Source organism: Duganella sp. Dugasp78, from assembly GCF_059491455.1.
The window spans coordinates 5985657-6005987 of sequence record NZ_CP168506.1; the positions used below are offsets into that span (position 1 = coordinate 5985657).

Annotated in this window: 16 protein-coding genes; 11 read left to right on the top strand and 5 right to left on the bottom strand. The window is 69.4% G+C overall.

The annotated features are described in order from the left end of the window. The first annotated feature begins 4 nt into the window (after positions 1 to 4). The 10 genes from ACEN9O_RS26525 (at position 5) to ACEN9O_RS26570 (ending at position 12292) form a co-directional block, all read left to right on the top strand. Positions 5 to 1573 (top strand): hypothetical protein, encoded by a 1569-nt coding sequence (locus ACEN9O_RS26525; protein WP_495614786.1) that lies wholly within the window; start codon positions 5 to 7, stop codon positions 1571 to 1573. Next, complete coding sequence (locus tag ACEN9O_RS26530; RefSeq protein ID WP_495614787.1) at positions 1570 to 2253, top strand: hypothetical protein; 684 nt, start codon at positions 1570 to 1572, stop codon at positions 2251 to 2253. The genes ACEN9O_RS26525 and ACEN9O_RS26530 overlap by 4 nt, the downstream gene beginning before the upstream one ends. Beyond that, positions 2250 to 2714, top strand: a complete 465-nt coding sequence (locus tag ACEN9O_RS26535) for a hypothetical protein (RefSeq protein WP_495614788.1) — start codon at positions 2250 to 2252, stop codon at positions 2712 to 2714. The genes ACEN9O_RS26530 and ACEN9O_RS26535 overlap by 4 nt, the downstream gene beginning before the upstream one ends. After that, a complete protein-coding gene (locus ACEN9O_RS26540; protein WP_495614789.1) occupies positions 2704 to 3414 on the top strand; it encodes a prepilin-type N-terminal cleavage/methylation domain-containing protein in 711 nt (236 codons plus the stop codon). The genes ACEN9O_RS26535 and ACEN9O_RS26540 overlap by 11 nt, the downstream gene beginning before the upstream one ends. Continuing rightward, positions 3411 to 4187 carry an ABC transporter permease gene (locus ACEN9O_RS26545; protein ID WP_495614790.1) on the top strand — a complete coding sequence of 259 codons (777 nt, stop codon included), beginning with the start codon at positions 3411 to 3413 and terminating at the stop codon, positions 4185 to 4187. Before ACEN9O_RS26540 ends, ACEN9O_RS26545 begins: the two co-directional genes overlap by 4 nt. A 2-nt stretch (positions 4188 to 4189) precedes the next feature. Continuing rightward, positions 4190 to 4912: a hypothetical protein gene (locus tag ACEN9O_RS26550; protein ID WP_495614791.1), complete on the top strand. Its 723-nt coding sequence runs from the start codon at positions 4190 to 4192 to the stop codon at positions 4910 to 4912. Between the two features lie 40 nt (positions 4913 to 4952). Further along, the gene (locus ACEN9O_RS26555; protein WP_495614792.1) at positions 4953 to 5516 is read left to right on the top strand and encodes a prepilin-type N-terminal cleavage/methylation domain-containing protein; all 564 of its coding nucleotides are present in this window, start codon (positions 4953 to 4955) and stop codon (positions 5514 to 5516) included. Between the two features lie 92 nt (positions 5517 to 5608). Then, the gene (locus ACEN9O_RS26560) at positions 5609 to 6676 is read left to right on the top strand and encodes a phosphotransferase (RefSeq protein ID WP_495614793.1); all 1068 of its coding nucleotides are present in this window, start codon (positions 5609 to 5611) and stop codon (positions 6674 to 6676) included. 97 nt (positions 6677 to 6773) lie between these two features. Beyond that, positions 6774 to 11351, top strand: coding sequence for a PAS domain-containing protein (locus tag ACEN9O_RS26565; RefSeq protein ID WP_495614794.1), 4578 nt, complete (start codon positions 6774 to 6776; stop codon positions 11349 to 11351). Next, positions 11348 to 12292, top strand: a complete 945-nt coding sequence (locus ACEN9O_RS26570) for a diguanylate cyclase domain-containing protein (RefSeq protein WP_495614795.1) — start codon at positions 11348 to 11350, stop codon at positions 12290 to 12292. Before ACEN9O_RS26565 ends, ACEN9O_RS26570 begins: the two co-directional genes overlap by 4 nt. On the opposite strand, the gene ACEN9O_RS26575 is transcribed toward ACEN9O_RS26570, so the two are convergent. The 4 genes from ACEN9O_RS26575 to ACEN9O_RS26590 all read right to left on the bottom strand — a co-directional run bounded on the left by ACEN9O_RS26575 (position 12289) and on the right by ACEN9O_RS26590 (position 17130). Continuing rightward, positions 12289 to 12741, bottom strand: a complete 453-nt coding sequence (locus tag ACEN9O_RS26575) for a MaoC family dehydratase (protein ID WP_495614796.1) — start codon at positions 12739 to 12741, stop codon at positions 12289 to 12291. The two genes, ACEN9O_RS26570 and ACEN9O_RS26575, sit on opposite strands and share 4 nt — an antisense overlap. Beyond that, the gene (locus tag ACEN9O_RS26580) at positions 12741 to 13880 is read right to left on the bottom strand and encodes an acyl-CoA dehydrogenase family protein (RefSeq protein WP_495614797.1); all 1140 of its coding nucleotides are present in this window, start codon (positions 13878 to 13880) and stop codon (positions 12741 to 12743) included. The genes ACEN9O_RS26575 and ACEN9O_RS26580 overlap by 1 nt, the downstream gene beginning before the upstream one ends. A gap of 9 nt (positions 13881 to 13889) precedes the next feature. Next, positions 13890 to 15080 carry an acyl-CoA dehydrogenase family protein gene (locus ACEN9O_RS26585; RefSeq protein ID WP_495614798.1) on the bottom strand — a complete coding sequence of 397 codons (1191 nt, stop codon included), beginning with the start codon at positions 15078 to 15080 and terminating at the stop codon, positions 13890 to 13892. Positions 15081 to 15297: 217 nt separating this feature from the next. Continuing rightward, positions 15298 to 17130, bottom strand: coding sequence for a glycoside hydrolase family 16 protein (locus ACEN9O_RS26590; protein ID WP_495614799.1), 1833 nt, complete (start codon positions 17128 to 17130; stop codon positions 15298 to 15300). Positions 17131 to 17477: 347 nt separating this feature from the next. Here ACEN9O_RS26590 and ACEN9O_RS26595 point away from each other — a divergent pair, with 347 nt between their 5' ends. Then, positions 17478 to 18143, top strand: coding sequence for a hypothetical protein (locus ACEN9O_RS26595; protein WP_495614800.1), 666 nt, complete (start codon positions 17478 to 17480; stop codon positions 18141 to 18143). A gap of 9 nt (positions 18144 to 18152) precedes the next feature. On the opposite strand, the gene ACEN9O_RS26600 is transcribed toward ACEN9O_RS26595, so the two are convergent. Further along, a complete protein-coding gene (locus tag ACEN9O_RS26600) occupies positions 18153 to 20300 on the bottom strand; it encodes a gluconolaconase (RefSeq protein WP_495614801.1) in 2148 nt (715 codons plus the stop codon). Between the last annotated feature and the right edge of the window lie 31 nt (positions 20301 to 20331).

Genomic DNA, 20331 nt, shown 5'->3' on the forward strand with positions numbered 1-20331 from the left:
GGCCGTGCTAATTAGCAAACACTTATTCTATCTGAGCGGCGACCAGCTGTGCGCCTACCTGTGGCAGGGCGGGCGCCTGTCGGGCGGCGCGCTGTTCAGCAACGACCACGCCGGCGTCGAGCGCTTCCTCGACTATGTCGACAGCCACGGCATGATGCCGGCCTACCTGCTGGCCGACCTGATCGAGGAGGACTTCCAGCGCGTGCAACTGCCCCACGTGGGCGGCGCCGGCGGCCGCAAGCTGCTGCAGCGCCGGCTGCTGCAGCAATACCGCGACACCCCGTACCGCCACGCCGAGGTGCAGGGCCGCGAGAGCGGCGGCCGGCGCGACGACCTGGTGCTGCTGGCGGCGCTGACCAACGTGGCCGCCGTGCAGCCGTGGGTGAAGGCGCTGGAACAGCTGAAGATGCCGCTGGCCGGGCTGACCAGCACCACCCTGCTGAGCACGGAGCTGGTGCGCAAGCTGGGCCTGCGCGACGAGCACCTGCTGCTGATCACCCAGCAGAGCGCCGGCTGGCGCCAGAGCTACTTCCAGCACGGCCAGCTGAAGTTCTCGCGGCTGACGCCGGCCATCGACCGCGACAACCGGCCGATCGACATCGGCGCCGAGACCGCCAAGACCCAGCAGTTCCTGACCAGCGTGCGCCTGCTCGGGCGCGGCGCCGTGCTGCACGCGGTGGTGGTGGCGCCGGCCGCCGCCACCCCGGCGCTGAGCGCGCAATGCGAGAACGGGCCGGAGACGGCGTTCCGCTTCATCGCGCTGCGCGCGGCCGCCAGCGCCATGGGCCTGCGCACCGACGACAGCGCGGTGGCCGAGCTGGGCGCGCGCGTGGCCGAGCCCATGCTGCTGGGCCGGCTCGGGCGCCAGGCCCCGGACGGCCTCTACGCGCTGGGCGCGCTGCGGCGCTACTACCTGCTGTGGCGCACCCGGCTGACGCTGTACGTGGCCAGCGCCGGGCTGGGCCTGTGCAGCCTGCTGTGGCTGGGCGCCAACCTGTGGCAGACCGGGGACGCCGACGCCGCCAGCGCCGGCCTGCTGGCCGAGGCCAGCCAGTACGACCAGCGCTACCGCGCGGTGATGGCGGCCATGCCGCCGCGCGTGACCAGCACCGCCAATATGCGGGCCGCGGTCAACGTCGAGCGCATGCTGGCCACGCAGGCGCCGTCGCCGCTGGCCATGGTGGCCATGGTCAGCGCCGCGCTGGAGCAGTCGCCGCAGATCCGCCTGCTGCAGCTGGACTGGAAGGTCAGCCTGCCCGGCCCGGCGCCGGCCGCCGGCCTGGACGAGACCCAGGCCGTGCCGATCTCGTCGCTGCTGGCCGGCATCCCCGGCCGGCCGCCGCAAGCGCTGCTGGTGGAGGCCGAGATCGTGGCCGACCAGGACGACTACCGCGGCGCGGTCGACAGCATGAACCGCTTCGCCCAGCAGCTGGCGCGCCAGCCGCGCCTGACGGTGGCGATCGACAAGCCGCCGCTCGACACCCGTTCCTCGGTCAAGCTGAGCGGCAAGGCCGGCCCGGCCACGGTCGATGCGCGCGCCAAATTCTCCCTCAACCTGGTATGGAATCCATGAGCGCCCATCCCGTTCCCGGCAAGAGCAAGCCCAGGGCCACCATCGCGCTGCCCTACTGGGTGGCCGAGTTCGCGCTGATCCGCACCGCCGTGCTGGTGGCCATCGCCTGCGTCACCATCAGCCTGACGGCGCTGCTGGTGAGCGGCTGGAAGCTGCACGAGGCCGACGAGCGCCTCGAGCAGGCCCAGCGCACGCGCGAGGTCGCCTATGCGCGCTTCGCCCACGTCGACAACGAGAAGCGCGACATCCGCAATTTCCAGCCGCGCTACATCGAGCTGCGCGACCGCGGCCTGATCGGCGCCGAGCGGCGCCTGGAATGGGTCGACATCATCCGCCGCTCGCAGGAGCAGCGCAAGCTGCTGCCGCTGAGCTACGAGATCGAGCCGCAGCAGGCGGTGCGGCTGGAATCTGCGCTGGACCTGGGCGAATACCAGCTGTACGGCAGCCGCATGCGGCTGCATATGGACCTGCTGCACGAAATGGACTTGTTCAACTTCCTCGACGACCTGCGCCTGCGCAGCTTCCTCGCGGTGCAGGATTGCGCCATCAAGCGCCTGGGCCGCGTCGCCGGCGCGGTCGGCGGCCCCAGCCTGGGCGCCGACTGCACGCTCAACTGGATCACGCTCGACACCGCGCCCAAGGCCGCGCCGGCGCCGGCCGCGCGCAGGGGCAAACCATGAGCGCGCGCCTGCGCGCGGCGCTTCTGCTGGCGGTGCTGCTGGCGGCCGGGCTGGCGCTGCCGGCGGCGGCCGGGCCGGTGCTGGGCCGGCTGTTCGCCACGCCGGCCGAACGGGCCGAGATGGAAACCCACCGCGACGGCAGCGCCGCGCTGATGCAGCAGGGCGGGGACCAGCCGGGCCAGGCCGGCCCAGGGGCCGCCGCCAACGCGGCGCCGGCCGGCGAGCAGGCGGCCGCCGCGCCACCGCCCACGCTGGTCATGAACGGCGTGCTGCGCAGCAGCAGCGGGCGCAGCACGGTGTGGCTCAACGACGTGCCGCAGAGCGGCGCGCAAAACCACTTCGCCAACCGCCGCAGCACGGCGCTGACGGTGACCCTGCCTTCGGGCAAGCGCATCGTGCTCAAGCCCGGCCAGCGCTACGACCTCGGCGAGGGCCGCGTCAAGGATGTCAATGAACCCTAGCCTGCGCCAGCGCGGCCAGCGCGGTTTTACGCTGGTGGAGATCGCGATCGTGCTGCTGATCGTCGGCCTGCTGATCGGCGGCATGATCGCGCCGCTCAGCTCGCAGCTCGAGCAAAAGAAGCTGCACGACACCCAGCAGGCGATGGAGCAGGCCCGCGACGCCTTGATGGGCTTTGCGGTGCGCAACGGCTACCTGCCCTGCCCCGCGATCTCCGCCGTCAACGGCTTGGAAGACCGCATCGGCAGCGCCTGCAACAAGCGCTATGGCTTTCTGCCGTGGACCACGCTGGGCGTGGCGCGGCTGGACGGCTGGAACCGCATCCTCGGCTACACGGTCACGCCGGCCTTCAGCGACAGCGTGCTGCTGTTTACGCTCAAGACGCCGCGCGACATCAGCGTGCTCACCCGCGACAGCCAGGGCCGGCTCATGCCGCTGACCGAGAACAACGACGTGCCGGCCGCGCTGATCTCGTTCGGCCGCAACGGCTATGGCGCCACCAGCGACCAGAACAGCCGCCTGGCCGACGCCGGCACCGGCAACGACGACGAGAAAACCAACCTGGGCGGCGGCACCATGCTGGTCAGCCGCGACGCCAGCGACAACCCGCGCGCGCCGGGCGGCGCCTACGACGACGTGGTCGTCTGGATCTCGCCCAACATCCTGTACAACCGCATGGTCACGGCGCAGCGCCTGCCATGATGCCGATGCTGCCTGCCGCGCTCACCATCGCCCGCTATACCCTGCTTGAAGGGCTGCGCAACCGCCTGCTGTGGCTGCTGGTGGCGAGCGCGCTGGCCGCGCTCGCGCTGGGCGCCTTCCTCGGCCGGCTGGCGCTGACCGAGAGCGTGCAGCTGCAGGCGGCGCTGCTGGGCACGCTGCTGCGGCTGGCCGCGGTGTTCGTCGTCGCCGGCTTCGTCGTCACCAGCATGGCGCGCGAGGCGGCCGACAAGGGCCTGGAACTGCTGATGGCGCTGCCGCAGCCGCGCGCCGTCTACCTGGCCGGCAAGCTGGCCGGCTTCGGCGCGCTGGCGCTGGCGCCGGCGCTGCTGTTCGGCGCCCTGGGCCTGCTGTGCGCGCCGCCGCCGCAGGCCGCGCTGTGGGCCGTGTCGCTGCTGTGCGAGTGCTGGATCGTGGCCGCCTTCAGCGTGCTGTGCATGCTGACCCTGAACCAGGCGCTGCCGGCGCTGGCGGCCGCCTGCGCCTTCTATCTGCTGGCGCGGGTGGTCGGCACGCTGCAGCTGCTCGGCCACGGCCCGCGCCAGGACGATGGCCTGCTGCAGCGGGCGCTGGGCGGCGGCGTCGACCTGCTGGCGCTGCTGCTGCCCCACCTCGACCAGTTCACCCGCAGCAGCTGGCTGGTGTACCACGACGGCAGCGCCGCCGCGCTGCTGGCGGTGGCGGCGCAGACCGCCCTGTACGTGGCGCTGCTGGCGCTGGCCGCGCTGTTCGACTTGTACCGCAAGAATCTCTGACCATGGCCGCCTCCGCCCTCAGGCCCTTGTCGTCGGTGCCGCGCGCGGTGCCGCTGCTGCTGGCGGCGGCGCTGCTGCTGCAGCTGCTGTGGCAGGGCGGCCGGCCGGCGCCGCGCGCGCGCGCGCAGGACCTGCCGCCGCCGCCGCCGCTGGCGGCGCTGCAGCTGGCCAGCCTGGGCGAGCCGGCCGCGCTGTCGCGCGCCACCATGTTGTATGTGCAGGGTTACGACGACCAGGCCGGCCTGGACATCGCCTGGCGCACGCTGGACTACGGCCGCCTGGCCGGCTGGCTGCAGCGGGCGCTGGAGCTCGATCCGCGCAGCCAGTATCCGCTGCTGGCCGCCAGCGAGGTGTACGGCTCGGTCAGCGACCCGGCGCGCTGCCGGCTGATGCTGGACTTCGTCTACGCCCGCTTTGCCGAGGACCCCGACCGCCGCTGGCCGTGGCTGGCGCACGCGGCGCTGGTGGCGCGCCACCGCCTGCACGACCTGCCGCTGGCGCGCCGCTACGCGCAGGCGATCCGGCTGCGCGCCACCGGGCCCGGGGTGCCGCCGTGGGCGCGCGAGCTGGAGGTGTTCATGGCCGAGGACATGAACGAACTCGACAGCGCCCGCGCGCTGATCGGCGGCCTGCTGCGCGACGGCCTGATCACCGATCCGCACGAGCTGCAGTTCCTGTCCGAGCGGCTGGACCGGCTGGGCCCTCCGCCCGCCCCCAAGCACTGAGCATTGTTGTAAGATAGCACCATCCAAAGAAAGGAACACCATGCCTGCCATCCAACTGCGCCAACGCGGCTTTACCCTGGTCGAGATCGCCATCGTGCTTGTCATCATCGGCCTGCTGCTGGGCGGCGTGCTCAAGGGACAGGGCTTGATCGACAGCGCCCGCGTCAAGAACATCATCCAGCAATCGACCTCGCTGACGGCGGCCGTCAACGCCTACCAGGACAAGTTCCGCGCGCTGCCGGGCGACGATCCGCAGGGCACCACCCACGCGCCCGGCGCCACCGGCAACGGCAACGGCGACGGCCAGATCGCCGAGTACCAGCTGGCGCCGCAGCACCTGGCGCTGGCCGGCTTCATCACCGGCTCGTTCAACGGCACCACCGACTTCATGACCAGCGCGCAGGGCGGCGCGGTCTACATCTACAACGACGTGGTGGGCGGGCGCGGCGGCAACGGCATCCGCCTCGACAACCTGCCGGACTCGTTCGCCGAGCAGGTCGACAGCAAGCTCGACGACGGCAAATACAACACCGGCTCGGTGCGCGCCACCGCCGCCTACACCAACAACGGCACCGTCATCCAGCGCACCGCCCTGTTCTTCTGACGCGGCGGCGATCCGCGCCGCCGATAAAATAAAAAGCACGCACGTACTTTTATTAGTCTAGAATAGCTGACACCTACAACCCGGGAGACAGCATGTTCGAAGAATTCATCGGCACCAAGGCGGTGTCAGCGCGCCACCAGTTCGACGTGGCGGCGCTGGACGCCTATCTGCGCCAGCACGTGGCAGGCTACCCGGACGGCACGCTGAGCGTGGAGCAGTTCAAGGGCGGCCAGTCCAACCCCACCTACAAGCTCAGCATCGGCGACCGGCACTACGTGCTGCGCACCAAGCCGGCGCCGGCCGCCAAGCTGCTGCCGTCGGCGCACGCGATCGAGCGCGAGTACCGCGTGATGGACGCGCTCAGCCGCCATGGCTTCCCGGCCGCGCGCCAGTACGCGCTGTGCACCGACGAGGCCGTGATCGGACGCGCCTTCTACGTGATGGAGTTCGTCGAGGGCCGGGTGCTGTGGGACCAGGCCCTGCCCGGCATGACACCGGCCGAACGGGCCGCCATCTACGACGAGCTCAACCGCGTGATCGCCCAGCTGCACACGGTCGACTACGCGGCCATCGGCCTGGCCGACTACGGCAAGCCCGGCAACTACTTCGGGCGCCAGATCGAGCGCTGGAGCAAGCAGTACCTGGCCGCGCAGACCGAGACCATCGAGGCGATGGACCGGCTGATCGCCTGGCTGCCCGGCCACATCCCGCCGGGAGAAGACACCGCCATCGTGCACGGCGACTTCCGCCTCGACAACATGCTGTTCCACCCGACCGAGCCGCGCATCCTGGCGGTGCTGGACTGGGAACTGTCGACCCTGGGCCACCCGTTCGCCGACTTCTCCTACCACTGCATGAGCTGGCACATCGCACCGGGGCAGTTCCGCGGCATCGCCGGGCTGGACCTGGCGGCGCTGGGCATCCCCTCGCAGCAGGACTACATCGCCCGCTACGCCGAGCGCACCGGCAAGACCATCCGGCTGGAGGACTTCAACTTCTACCTGGCCTTCAATATGTTCCGCCTCGCCAGCATCATGCAAGGCATCATGAAGCGCCATGTCGACGGCACGGCCGCCAGCGCCCAGGCGCTGGAATCGGGCCGCATGGCGCGTCCGATGGCCGAGCTGGCCTGGAGCTACGCCTGCGGCAAGCCGATCTGACCGTTGCCTGTGGTGGACAAAATCGCTTTCTGAAACGGCCGGCGTCGGCTACTATCGTGCAGCCAGCCCGTCGCTGGCCGCCGCCGGGGTCCCACACGTGCCAGAACCAAACCGTCCACGCCTGCCTTCCATCCGCTCGCAGATCGCGCTGCTGGTGCTGGCCTGCGCCTTGCCGACAGCGATAGGCTTTGGCGCCGTGGTCGGCCAGTTCTACCAGCGCGAACGCAACACCCTGATGGACGACACCCGGCAGTCGGCCCGGCTGGTGGCCGCCGCCATCGACCGCGACCTGCTGCAGGCCGACAGTGCGCTGCGCGCGCTGGCCGCCTCGCCCAGCCTGCACAGCGGCGACCTGGCGGCGCTGCGCAGCCAGGCCACCCCCCTGCTTGGCCCGCAATTCCCGGTCGCCCACTTCCTGCTCAGCGACGCCGCCGGCAAGGTCGCGCTGCACCTGGGCGCGGACCTGCCCGCCAGCTTCAGCAGCGCCGACAACCGGCGCCGCCTGGCGCTGCTGTACGCGCAGTCGCGGCCGCAATTGTCGGTGCTTGCCATCAACGGCCAGGCCCTGCTGGCGCTCGACCTGCCGGTCATGCTCGACGGCCGCCTGGCCTACGCCCTGACCGCGCTGTTCAAGCCGGAGCGGCTGGCCGAGATCCTGCGCGACGAGAAAATCGGTCCGCACCAGGCCATGACGCTGTACGACACCGAGGGCGTCTTCGTGACCCAGGCCGGCGGCCCGCGCCAGCTGCAGGCGCGCCCGGCCGAAGCGGCAATGCGGGCCCAGCTGCGCGCATCCGGCGAGGCCCTGCTGCCCACCGAGGCGGCCGACGGCACGCCGATTTATTTCGGTTTCAGCCGCGCGCCGGTCAGCCGCGTCACCGTCGCCATCGCCACCCCGCAGGACCAGGCCTTGCACGAATTGCTGGCCGCCGTCACCGCCATCTCGCTGACCATGACGGCGGTGCTGCTGGCCGGTTTTTCGCTGGCCTGGTGGGTCGGCGGCCGCATCGCCCGCTCGGTGCGCGAGCTGGTCGGGCCGGCCCAGGCGCTGGCCAGCGGCAGCCCGTTCACGCTGGGCAGGCTGACCTTCCGCGAGGCCGACGAGGTCGGACTGGCCTTTCTCGCGCTCGAGGGCGACCTGCGCCGCAACCAGGCCCAGCTCGAAGAGCTGGTGGCCGAGCGCACCGCCCAGCTGGAAAAAAACCGCGCCCAGCTGGAAACCCTGTACGCCACCGCGCCGGTCGGCCTGAGCTATGTCGACAGCGAGCTGCGCTTCGTCCGCCTGAACGACTACCTGGCCGCGCTCAACGACCAGCCGGTGATCGCCCACCTGGGCCGCCACGTGGGCGAGATGATCCCGGACGCCGAGGTGCGGCGCGGGGTGCTGGCCGACTACCGCGCCGTGCTCGACAGCGGCAAGCCGCTGACCGGCCTGCAGCGCTCGGGCTATCCGGCCGCCTCGCCCGACCAGCTGTGCCACTGGGTGCTGAGCTACTATCCGCAGTTCGGCACAGACGGGCGCATCATCGGCATCACCGCCCTGCTGATGGATGTGAGCGAGCTGAAGCGGACGGAGGCGGAACTGCGGCGCTCGCGCCAGCTGCTCAGCTCGATGCTGGAAAACATGCCGGCCATGATCTTCCTGAAACGCGCGGCCGACCTGCGCTACGAGCTGTTCAACCGCCACGGCGCGCAGATGTTCGGCCGCCCCAGCGGCGAAGCCTTCATCGGCAAGAGCGACTACGACCTGGTGCCCACCGCCCAGGCCGACTTCTTCACCGCCGCCGACCGCCGCGTGCTAGCCGCGCCCGCCGGCGAGGTGACCGAGATCGCCGAGGAGCCGATCACCGACGCCAGCGGCCAGACCCGCTACCTGACCACCCGCAAGGTGGCGCTGCGCGACGAGCACGGCGCCGCCACCCACGTGCTGGGCATCTCGCTCGACATCACCGAACGCAAGCAGGCCAGGGAGGCGCTGCGCGCCACCGTGGAGCAGCTGGCGCAGAGCGAGCACTTCGTACGCACCGTGACCGACAACCTGCCCGGCATGGTGGCCTACTGGGACGCCGACCTGCGCTGCCGCTTCGCCAACCGCTACTTCCTCGACTGGCACGGCCGCCACACCGGACAGATGCTGGGCGCGCACATGCCCGAGCTGGTGGGCGCGGCCCAGTACGCCGTCAGCGCACCCTATGTGCAGGGCGCGCTGGCCGGCCAGCCGCAGGGCTACGCCGACCAGCTGCGCTGGCCGTCGGGCGAGCTCAGTCACACCTGGGTCAACTACATCCCGGACCAGGAGGAAGGCGGCCCGGTGCGCGGCTTCTTCGTGCTGGTGTCCGACGTCACCGAGCTCAAGGAAACCGAGCTGCACCTGCAGGAGCTCAACGAGGAGCTGGTGCTGGCGCGCGACCGCGCCGAGGCCGCCAGCCGCGCCAAGAGCGAATTCCTGGCCAATATGAGCCACGAGATCCGCACCCCGATGAACGCCATCATCGGCCTGGCGCGCCTGCTGGAGGAGGCCGGGCTGGCGCCGCGCGAACGCGGCTACCTGGACAAGATCCAGGTGGCCACGCAATCGCTGCTGGGCCTGGTCAACGACGTGCTGGACTTCTCGCGCGTGGAGGCGGGCCAGCTGGTGCTGCAGCATGCCAGCTTCAGCCTGGAGCATCTGCTTGGCAGCATCAGCGTGCTGGTCAGCGGCAGCGCCTGCGACAAGGGCATCGAGCTGGTCTACGACATCGACCCGGGCCTGCCGGCCGAGCTGGCGGGCGACCCGATGCGGCTGCAGCAAGTGCTGCTCAACCTGATCGGCAACGCCATCAAGTTCACCGAGCACGGCGAGGTGGTGCTGCAGGTGCGGCAGGCGCCGGGCACGGCGCCGCCGGAGCAGCCGGGCCTGCGCGCCATCCTGCTGGAGTTCCGCGTGCGCGACACCGGCATCGGCATCGCGCCGGAACAGCAGGCCCACATCTTCGGCGCCTTCTCGCAGGCCGATAGCAGCACCAGCCGCCAGTTCGGCGGCGCCGGCCTGGGCCTGGCGATCTGCCGCCAGCTGGCCGACATGATGGGCGGCGCGATCGAGGTCAGCAGCGAACCCGGGGTCGGCTCGGAATTCCTGTTCACCTGCCCGCTCGAATGCGGCGCGCCGGCCGCCGCGCCGTCGCTGGCCGCCGGCCTGGCGGTGCTGATCGTCGACGACAACGCCAGCGTGCGGCAGGCCCTGCAGCGCGCCTGCGGGCACCTGGGCTGGGTCGCCAGCAGCGCGGCCGACGCCGACGCCGCGCTGGCCCTGCTGCACGAGCGCAGCCAGCTGGGCCAGCCCTACGGCCTGATGCTGCTGGACTGCGACCTGCCGGTGCCGGACGGCGCCGCCCTGCAGGACAAGCTGCGCGCCGGCCAGCCGCTGCCGCCGTTGCTGCTGATGGCGGCCGAGCACGTCGTCGCCACGCAGGGCCAGCAGTGCGGCGGCCTGGGCGCGGCCGGCATGCTGTCCAAGCCGGTCAGCCCGGCGCGCCTGCTGGAGCGGGTCGCCGCGCTGCTGGCGGGCGACCGCCGCGACGCCGGCATGGCGCCGCCCGGCGAGCATTCGCCGCTGCACGCGCGGCTGGCCGGCATGCGCGTGCTGCTGGTGGAGGACAATGAAATCAACCAGGAGGTGGCGCAGTACATGTTGCACCACGCCGGCGCCAACGTCGAGACGGTGGCCAACGGCCAGCTGGCGGTGGATTTGCTGCTGGCCGATCCGCAGCGATGCGACGCGGTGCTGATGGACGTGCAGATGCCGGTGCTCAACGGCTACGACGCCACGGTGGCGATCCGCGCGGCCGGCGGCGCGCTGGCCCGGCTGCCGGTGGTCGCCATGACCGCCAACGTCATGGCGGACGACCGCCGCCGCGCCGACCGGGCCGGCATGAACGCCCACGTGGCCAAGCCCATCGATGTCGAGGAATTGATCACCGTGCTGAACAGGCTGGTGCGCGGCGACGCCGTGACGGCTGCGGGCACCGCGGCCACGCCCGCTGCGCCCGCCGCTGCCCACGCCGGCGGCCGCGCGGATCCCGCGCCGGCCCGGCGGGGCCGCGACGCCGCCGCGCTGGCGGCGCTGCCCGGCATCGATCTGGCGGCGGCACTGGCGCGGCTGGGCGGCAACGCCGACGCGCTGGTGGCGCTGCTCAAGCGTTTCGAGCAGTCGCAGGGCGCCACCGTGAGCGAGGTCCGGGCGCTGCTGGCGGCCGGCGAGCGCCTGCAGGCGGCGCAAAGCCTGCACCGGCTGCGCGGCGTGGCCGCCAACCTGGGCGCGACCGAGGTCGCCGGCCTGACCTCCAACGCCGAAACCGTCCTGCACCAGGCCGCGCCCGAGCCGGCCGCGCTGCACGCCGCGCTGGACCAGCTGGAGTCCGCCCTGCAAGCGCTGGTGGCGGCGGCCCGCCAGCTGGCGGTGCCGGATCTTCCTCCAGGCAACACTGTGACACACGACTTGCCGCAAAAGCTGGCGGAGTTGCAGTGTTTGCTTCAGAATAACAACTTAAAAGCCTTGGACCACTTCCGGCAGCTGCGCCCGGCCCTGGCGCCCGGCGCGCAGGCCGGCGCGCTGGCGGAAGCGATCGAGACGCTGAATTTCACCGTTGCGCAAAAAATGGTGGCAGATATGTTGCAACGAAAGGACAGTGCATGAGCTGGACCAACCTGGCCAGGAACGGACGCATACTCGTGGTCGATGACGCCATGGAAAACATCCAGATCCTGCATCACGCCCTGCGCGACGAGCACGACGTGCTGTTCGCGCTGGACGGCGAGAAAGCGCTCGACATGGCGCTGGAACAGCAACCCGACCTGATCCTGCTGGACGCGGTGATGCCCGGCATGGACGGCTACGCGGTGTGCGCGGCGCTGCGCAACTCGCCGCGGCTGCAGGACATCCCGGTGATCTTCGTCACCGCGCTGAGCCAGCCGGAAGACGAGACCCGCGCGCTGGAGGCCGGCGCGGTCGACTTCATCAGCAAGCCCTTCAACGTCGCGGTGGTGCGCGCGCGCGTGCGCAGCCAGCTCACCATCAAGCGCCAGGCCGACGCCATGCGCGAGCTCAGCATGACCGACGGCCTGACCGGCGTGGCCAACCGCCGCAGCTTCAACGACGCCCTGGAGGCCGAGTGGCGGCGCTGCGCACGCGCCGGCCTGCCGCTGTCGGTGATCATGATCGACATCGACCACTTCAAGCTCTACAACGATCACTACGGCCACCAGGCGGGCGACCTGTGCCTGCAACAGGTGAGCGCGGCCATGGCGCGCTGCGCCGCGCGGCCGCAGGATCTGCTGGCCCGCTACGGCGGCGAGGAATTCATCCTGCTGCTGCCGCAGGAAGGCGCGGACGGCGCCGACGTGGTGGCGCGCCGCATCCTCGACGAGGTGCGGCGGCTGGCCATTCCGCACGCCGCCTCGCCGACGTCGCCGCACGTCTCGGCCAGCCTGGGCGTGTGCACCGCGCTGGCGCCGCTCGACGTCAGCGGCAGCGACGCCGCGATCCGGGTCGCCGACAGCCAGCTCTACCGCGCCAAACAGGGCGGCCGCAACCGCCACTGCAGCAGCGTGCTGCCGGGCGATCAAGCCAAGGACTAGTAGCGCCGCATCACGAACTCGGCGACGCAGACCGGCTTGTCGCCGCCCTCGCGCTCGATCACCACACCCCACAGGATCTGGGCGCCGCCGGCGATGTCGTCGATGGCGGCGATGGTCAGCCGCGCCCGCACCCGGCTGCCGACCGGCACCGGGGCCGGGAAACGCACCTTGTTCAGGCCGTAGTTCAGGCCCATCGTCATGTCCACCATGTGCAGCGCGCTGACCAGCAGCGCCGGCAGCAGCGCCAGCGTCAGGAAGCCGTGCGCCACCGTGGTGCCGTAGGGCGACTCGCGCGCCGCCCGCTCGGCGTCGGTGTGGATCCACTGGTGGTCGCCGGTGGCGTCGGCGAACAGGTCGATGCGGGCCTGGGTGATGGCCACCCAGGCCGACACCACCACCTCGTTGCCGATCTCGGCCTTCATGGCCGCCAGGTTGGCGAAGCTGCGCATCAGGAATGCTGCTGGAAGCCACGCTGGGCGATGAAACGCTCCAGGTGGTGGTCGACATCGCCCAGGGTCAGCTCGATCATGGCCAGGCGCTTGAAGTGGTGCGCGGCCGGCAGTTCGTCGGTCACGCCCATGCCGCCGTGCAGCTGCACCGCCTGCTGGCCGAGGAACTTCGAGGCCTGCCCCACCCGCACCTTGGCCGCCGACACCACGCGCCGGCGCTCCTCGGCGTCGCCGCAGGACATGCGGGCGGCCGCCAGCATCGCCATCGAACGGGCCTGCTCCAGGTGGATGTACATGTCGGCCATACGGTGCTGCAGCGCCTGGAAGCCGCCGATCGGCGTGCCGAACTGCTTGCGCGTCTTCAGGTAGTCCAGCGTGGCGGCGAACAGCGCGTCCATCGCGCCCACCGCCTCCGCGCACAGCAGGCTGGCGCCGTAGTCGGCCGCCTCGTCGAGCATCTCCCAGCCACCGCCCAGCTTGCACAGCAGCGCCGAGGCCGGCACCGCCACATGGCTGAACTGCACGGTGGCGGCGCGCTGGCCGTCGATGGTGCGGTAGTCGCGCACGATGACGCCGGGCGTGTCGGCCGGCACCACGAACAGGCTGATGCCGTTGGTGTCGCGCTGGGCGCCGGCGCTGCGGGCCGAGACGATCAGCGCGCCGGCCTGGGCGCCGTGGATCACCACGGTCTTGCTGCCGTCGATGCGGTAGCCTTCGCCGTTGATGCTGGCGATGGTCTTGATGTCCGACAGCTCATGGCGCGCGTGCTTCTCGCCCAGCGCGCAGGCCAGCTTCAGCTCGCCGCTGGCCACCTCCTCCAGCAGATGGTGCTGGTTGCCGGCCAGCTTGAGGAATTGCGCGCCCCACACGGTGGCGAAATAAGGCTCGACCACCAGGCCGCGGCCGATCTCCTGCATCACCACCCACAGGTCGACCGCGCTGCCGTTGAAGCCGCCCTGCTCTTCCGGCACCGGCAAGGCCGTCATGCCCAGTTCCACCAGCGTGTTCCAGGCCACGTCGGACACGCCCGTGGCTGAGTGCACGATGCGCTGGCGCACGTCGAAACCGTAATCCTTGTCGACCCAGCGGTGCAGCGCGTCGGCGAACTGCTGCTGTTCTTCTTTCAAATTAAAATCCATCGCTGCCCCTTACAGTCCCAGGATCATCTGGGTGATGATGTTTTTCTGAATCTCGTTCGAGCCGCCGTAGATCGACGTCTTGCGGAAATTGAAGTAGTAGCCGGCCAGCGGCGCGGCAGCGTCGTCGCCGGTGACGGCGTGGTCGGCCTTGCCTTCGAGGTAGTCGGTGTCGAACGGCAGCGCGTCCGGGCCCAGGGCCTCGACCATCAGCTCGGTCAGCAGTTGCTGGATCTCCGAGCCGCGCACCTTCAGCAGCGACGCCTCCGGGCCCGGCGCGTGCGACTCGCGCGTGATCACGCGCAGCACCGTGGTCTCCAGCGCCATCAATTCAATTTCGAGACTCGCCACCTTGGCGGCGTAGACCGGGTCCTGCAGCAGCGGCTTGCCGTGCTTGTAGTGCTCGGAGGCGATCTTCTTCAGGAACAGCAGCTCGCGCTTGGAGCGGCCCACCGCCGCGATGCCGGTGCGCTCATGGCCCAACAGGTACTTGGCGTAGGTCCAGCCCTTGTTCTCCTGCCCGATCAGGTTCTGCACCGGCACCTTGACGCTGTCGAAGAAGACCTCGTTCACCTCGTGGTCCTCGTCGAGCATGATGATGGGGCGCACGGTGATGCCTGGCGTCTTCATGTCGATCAGCAGGAAGGAGATGCCCTCCTGCTTGCGCACGGTGGCGTCGGTGCGGACCAGGCAGAAGATCATGTCGGCGTGCTGGGCCAGCGTGGTCCAGGTCTTCTGGCCGTTGACGATGTAGTGGTCGCCGGCGCGTTCGGCGGTGGTCTTGAGCGAAGCCAGGTCGGAGCCGGAGCCCGGCTCGGAGTAGCCCTGGCACCACCAATCCTCGCAGCTCAAGATGCGCGGCAGATAGTGGGCCTTCTGCGCCTCGTTACCGAAGGCCATGATGACCGGCGCCACCATGTTGACGCCGAACGGCAGGATGGGCGGGGTACCGGCGCGGGCACACTCTTCCTCCCAGATATGGCGCTGGGTGGCGCTCCAGCCCGGACCGCCGTGCTCGACCGGCCAGGCCGGCGCGGCCCAGCCCTGCCTGGCGACGATCTGATGCCAGCGCACATAATCCTGGCGGCTCAGGCGCAGGTGGTTGCGGACTTTCTTCTGCAAATCGCTGGGCAGGTTCGCGTCCAGAAAAGCGCGCACCGTGTCACGAAACGCCAGATCCGCCGCCGTGTAATTCAAATCCATGCTGTCTCCATATTCTTATGACCCCGCTAAAAAAGCACGATCGTTCAAATAATTGTACCCGATATCCCACTTTGTATTGTGGCATTTTTAAAGGGCGACAGAATGGCGTTGTTTCCAAAACGCGGGGGTCAAGTCTGACATTCGGACACGAGCTCAGCCGTAACAAGCTGCTACGGTTGAGCTCGTGTCCGAATGTCAGACTTGCCCCCCAGTTGGTTTATTTCATTGTGTAACTTTGCGGCGCGGTATCGACGGCGTAGTTATGTACCGTGTCCCAGTAGGTGAAGCTGTAGTTCACCACGTCGCCGATCTTCAGGCCGCTGGCGGTGTAGCTGTTGGTGCCGGCGTTCTGCGTCATCCGCACGTTCAACTGGCCGCCGGCGTTGACCGTGTAGTGCACGTCCGCCCAGCTGCTCGAATTGAGCGAGAACTTCAACATCGTCGCACTGGTCTGCTGTGCGGCCGGCGTTGGCGTCGGGGTGGGAGTTGGCGTCGGCGTCGGCGTTGGTGTGGGAGTCGGCGTTGGTGTGGGAGTCGGCGTTGGCGTGGGGGTCGGAGTTGGCGTGGGCGTCGGCACGCCCGAGTCCCAGACGATGTCGTCGATCGCCATCTGGAACGCCGAGCTCGGCAGCGCGGCACCATCGCTGGCGATCTGGAACAGGTCCAGCATCGACTGCAGGGCGATCTTGCTGCCCGCCAGGTCGGCCACCGGGATGGTCGCCGTGCCCCAGTCGCCATTGCGCACCAGGCCGTACGTGGTGGCGTTGGCCGGGAACTTGACCGCGTTCTGGTTGGTGTACGTATCCTGCACCCCCACCGTGAAGGCGACGTTGGCCGGAATCTTGATCTTCAGCTTCATGGTGCCGTTGCGGAAGTTGCTCATGTCCCGCGCCTGACGCGATTCCACGCTGCCGCCGAACCACTGGCCCGGCGTGTTGAAGCTCCACGCCATCACGTTGCTGCCTTCGTACGGCGGCAGGTTGCCCTGGGTGACCGAGGCGTTGTTCCACACAAAAACGTCCGAGCTGGTGCCCGCCACCAGCTTGTTGTCGACCACGGTGTTGTCGGTGAAGACGCCGAACTTGCCCACCTCCGGCGTGGTCTGGCTGCCCAGCTTGACCGCGCCCTTGCCGTCCAGCTGATAAACGCGCACATAGTCGACGTACATGGTGCCCGGCAGCGGCGCCGTCACCTGCGCCGGCGTGGCCGCGTCGGTGAAGTTGCCGCCGACGGCCAGGTTGAACAGCAGGTAGAACGGCGCCTGCAGTGCGGCCGAGTTGACCGGCAGCGGATTGTTGTACATGTCGTACTCGACGCCGTTGTCCACCACCGTGAAGCGCATCTGCGTGTCGGTCCAGTACAGGCGGTAGATGACGAAACGGTTCGCCAGCGACTGGCCCGGCGTGTACCAGTTCTTGGTCTGCCACGCGGTCGAGGCGGCGCAGCTCTCGTTGCCCGGCACGCAGGCCGCCTGCTGCCAGGTGATGACGTTGGAGCCGACGAAGTTGTCGATCGCCGGCGTCGGCGAGCCGGCCGCCGCGCGGCTGCTGGCCTTGTGGCCCATCTCGATGATGTCGATCTCGCCGTTGCGCGGCCAGGTCTGCGGGCTCACGCCCAGCATCCACGCGGCCGGCCACAGGCCGATGCCCAGCGGCGGCGTCGACATGCGGATCTCGACCATGCCGTACTGCACCTGCACCTTGCCGAAGGAGCCGATTTTGCCGGAGGTGAAGACGTTGCTGCCCACCGTCTGGTTCTGCGCCCTGATCGCCAGCGCCCGCGTGTTCGGCTCGAACGGCACGTTGACGATGGAGACGTTGCTGGGGCTGTAGTACTCCAGCTCCTGGTTGCCGTAGCCGCACAGGTTGATCTGGCAACCGTTGCCGTCCACCGCCGTCCACAGCGAGGTGTTGAGCGTGGCGGCGTTGAATTCCTCCGACCACAGCAAGGGGCCGATGACGGGACTGGTGACGCTGGCCGACACTTGCGTGCCATATGCCATCAGGATGCCGGCGGCGACGGCGGACAGAACGAATTTCTGTTTATTCACAATGGTTGACTCCTCGTATCCATACTTCCACATTTCGAACCGGACGGCCGTCCGGTCCGCACCTTCGCCGGCAACGCCGGCTATTCCGTTTGCGGTCAGGGAGCATGGCGCGAGGCGCAACCCGGCAAAAAAACGGGCGCGGGGGCGCCTTCGCTACGAGGCGTTTCGCTTGTTGTTGCAGTCTCCGTGCCGACCGGGTCGTGGCCCGGACTGTGTCGCTGATTAGAATTGGAAACGATTCCAATTCCATGTTCAAAATATATTCTGATTAATATTTTTTGTCAACGATGGCGCGCAATCGTGCACAACTTCGATAAGATTGGTGTTTTCACAACCTGGGACGCCGCATGGAAAACACTCTCGAACAACGCATCCGCGCCTGCGAGCGGGAAAATGTCCGTCTGCGCAAAAAGATCAACCGGCAGAACGGCGCGTGGGTGCTGGGCCTGCTGCTGGCACTGGCTGGCGGCGCGATCGCCGGCAACAGCATCAAGAACGCTGTATTCGACAGCGTCAGGGCCAAGGAAGTGGTCGTAGTCGACGGCAAAGGCGTGATCCGCGCCCGCCTGGGCGGCGATTTGCCGGATGCCGTCATGGCCGATGGCCATGTATCCAAACGCGGCTCGAAGGCAGCAGGCGTGATGCTGTACGACGAACAAGGCATCGAGCGCGGCGGCTACGTCACGCAGGACGAAGGCAGCAACGTCATGCTGACGCTGGACTCCAAATACCGCCAGGCCGCGCTGTTCGTCGCCGGCCCCGATCAAAGCCAGGCCAGCGCGATGAAGCTGTGGACCGCGGGCAGTTCGATCGAGCTGCGCTCCGACTCCAACGGTTCGCGCCTGAGCGCGGCCGACAAGTCGGGCGTCACGCACCAGCAGCCCGCCATCGCCTCGCTCTCCGAGGCCACCTGCGCGGAGCAAAAAGAGTACGAGCGCAAGTACCCCGGCGAACGCGTATGCCGGTCGCGCTACACCGAAGCCGCCTGCAACGCCTGCCTGCAAACCCAGTAGCGCGCCGACTCAGTCTACGGTGATCAGCAGATCGCGCCCCTTGCTGGCGGCGTTGCCGGCGTAATCCTCGGCCGTGATGCGCAGTGTGTAGTTGCCGGGACCGAGGGTGCCGACCTTCCAGCTGCCCGGCGTCAGCTTGCCGTGGATGAGCGTGTTGTTGATGGCGTAGGAAAAGCGCGTCTCCGCCGCGCCGTGGACGGTGATGCCGCTGGTGGCCGCGTAGGCCTGCTTGACCGCGTCGCGGTTGCGCGGCAGGCGGTCATAGAGCTGGGTGATCAACGGCTCTTCCATGCCGGGGATGACTGCGCCGTCGGCGTTGAGCAACTGGTAGCCCAGCTTGTACACACCCAGGCGGCGGCGTGCCTGGTCGCCGTTCATCTGGTCGTAGGCGTCGACGATGATCTGCACTTCGCCCAAGGCGCGCGGCACGCGCAGGCGGCCGTCGGCCTTGTCCTTGAGCAGCTTGCCGCTGCTGTCGGCTAGCGCGATGGACTGGATCTGCGGCGCGATCGTGTCCTCCAGGTCGATGAACGGCAGGGTCAGCGGGTTGAGCGCATCGCCGTTCGGCTTGTAGTCCAGGTGCACGTGCGCCATGCGGTTGACGGTGCCCAGCGTTTCGCCCATCAGGAAGCGGGTGCCGCGCTTGACGCGCACCGCGGACGGCACGCCCTTTTCATCCTTCAACAACTGGAAGCGCGGGTCGAGCGGCTTGTCGTTGGCGCCGCGCCCCACGCGCATGTGGATGTACTGCAGGCCGTCCAGCGCCACCCCTTCCGACAGCTCGCCGTAGCCCCAGCTGGCGTTCGGATCGGTGATCTTGCCGGCGGTGACGGCCAGCACCGGCGTGCCGATGGCGGCCTGCACGTCGAGGCCGGAATGGAAATGGTCGCGGCTTTCGCCGTCGAAGTTGCCGCGCACCTCGCCCATCAGGCCGACCACTTCGTGCGCCTTGTCCTGCGGCTTGACCGGCCACAGCATCGTGGCGCCGTGGGCCGGCGCGCCGGACAAGGGCAGCTCCGGCGCGGCCGGCTCTCCGGCCAGCGCCGGCGCCACGTGGTGCAGGCGGAAGGTGGCGGCGTCGGTGACGAACAGCGAGCCATCCCTGGCCAGCGCCAGCCCGCGCGGCGCGTAAAAGCGCACGCTGCCGTCCGCGCCGTAGCCCGGTTGCGCCGGATGATCCGCATCCTCCAGCGTCAGCACATCGCCGCCCGGGGTGATCTGCGCCAGGCGGCCGTGGGCGTTGCTGCTCACGTAAAGAAAGCCGTCCGGCGTGATCGCCAGCCCGACCGGCGATTGCAGCAGCGGGCCGCGCTCGCCGTCCTTGGCCTGGGCGACGGTGCTGACAGTGCCGTCCTTGGCCAGCTTGCGGATCGCGTGGTTGCCGGTGTCGGCGATGTAGAGCTCGCCGGCGGCGCTGAGCGCCAGGCCGGTGGGCGTGTTGAACAGCGCTTGCGCGCCGGCGCCGTCGGCATAGCCCGCGCGGCGGCCGCCGGCGATGGTGGTGACCTCGCCGTTGCGCGCGATGCGGCGGATGCGGTCGTTGTAGGTGTCAGCCACGTAGACCACGCCGGCCGCGTCCACCGCGATGCCGATCGGGCCGTTGAACTGGGCTGCCGCGCCGAGGCCGTCCTTGTCGCCCGGCAGGCCGTCGCCGGCCAGCGTGCTGACCTTGCCTTCCGGCGTGACCTTGCGGATGGCGTTGTTGCCGGTGTCGGCCACGTACAGGTTGCCGGCGTCGTCGATCGCCAGGCCGGACGGGGTGTTGAAGGCGGCTGCCTGCCCCGCTCCTTCCGCATAGCCCTCGACCGCGCCGGCCAGGGTGGTGGTGCTGCCGTCCTGGGCGATCTTGCGGATGCTGTTGTTGTTGCCGCCGTCGGCCACATACAGGTTGCCGGCGTCGTCGGCCACCACGCCGAACGGATCGGCGAAGCGCGTGGTGCGGCCACGGCCGTTGTTCGCGCCCGGCATGCCGTCGCCGGCGATGGAGGTGACCCGCGCGCTCCAGTGCGGCTGCGTGCCCTTCAAGGCCGACGGCCGTGCCACCGTGCCGGCCCCGCCCGCCGCTTGGTGGGTCAGCAGATACGCCGCACCGCCCCCGCCCAGCGCGCCGCCCAGCGCCAGGGCCAGCGCCATGAATTTGAATTGAGTCGGAGTCACGTTCACCACACCTGAAAAGTTAATTCAAAGA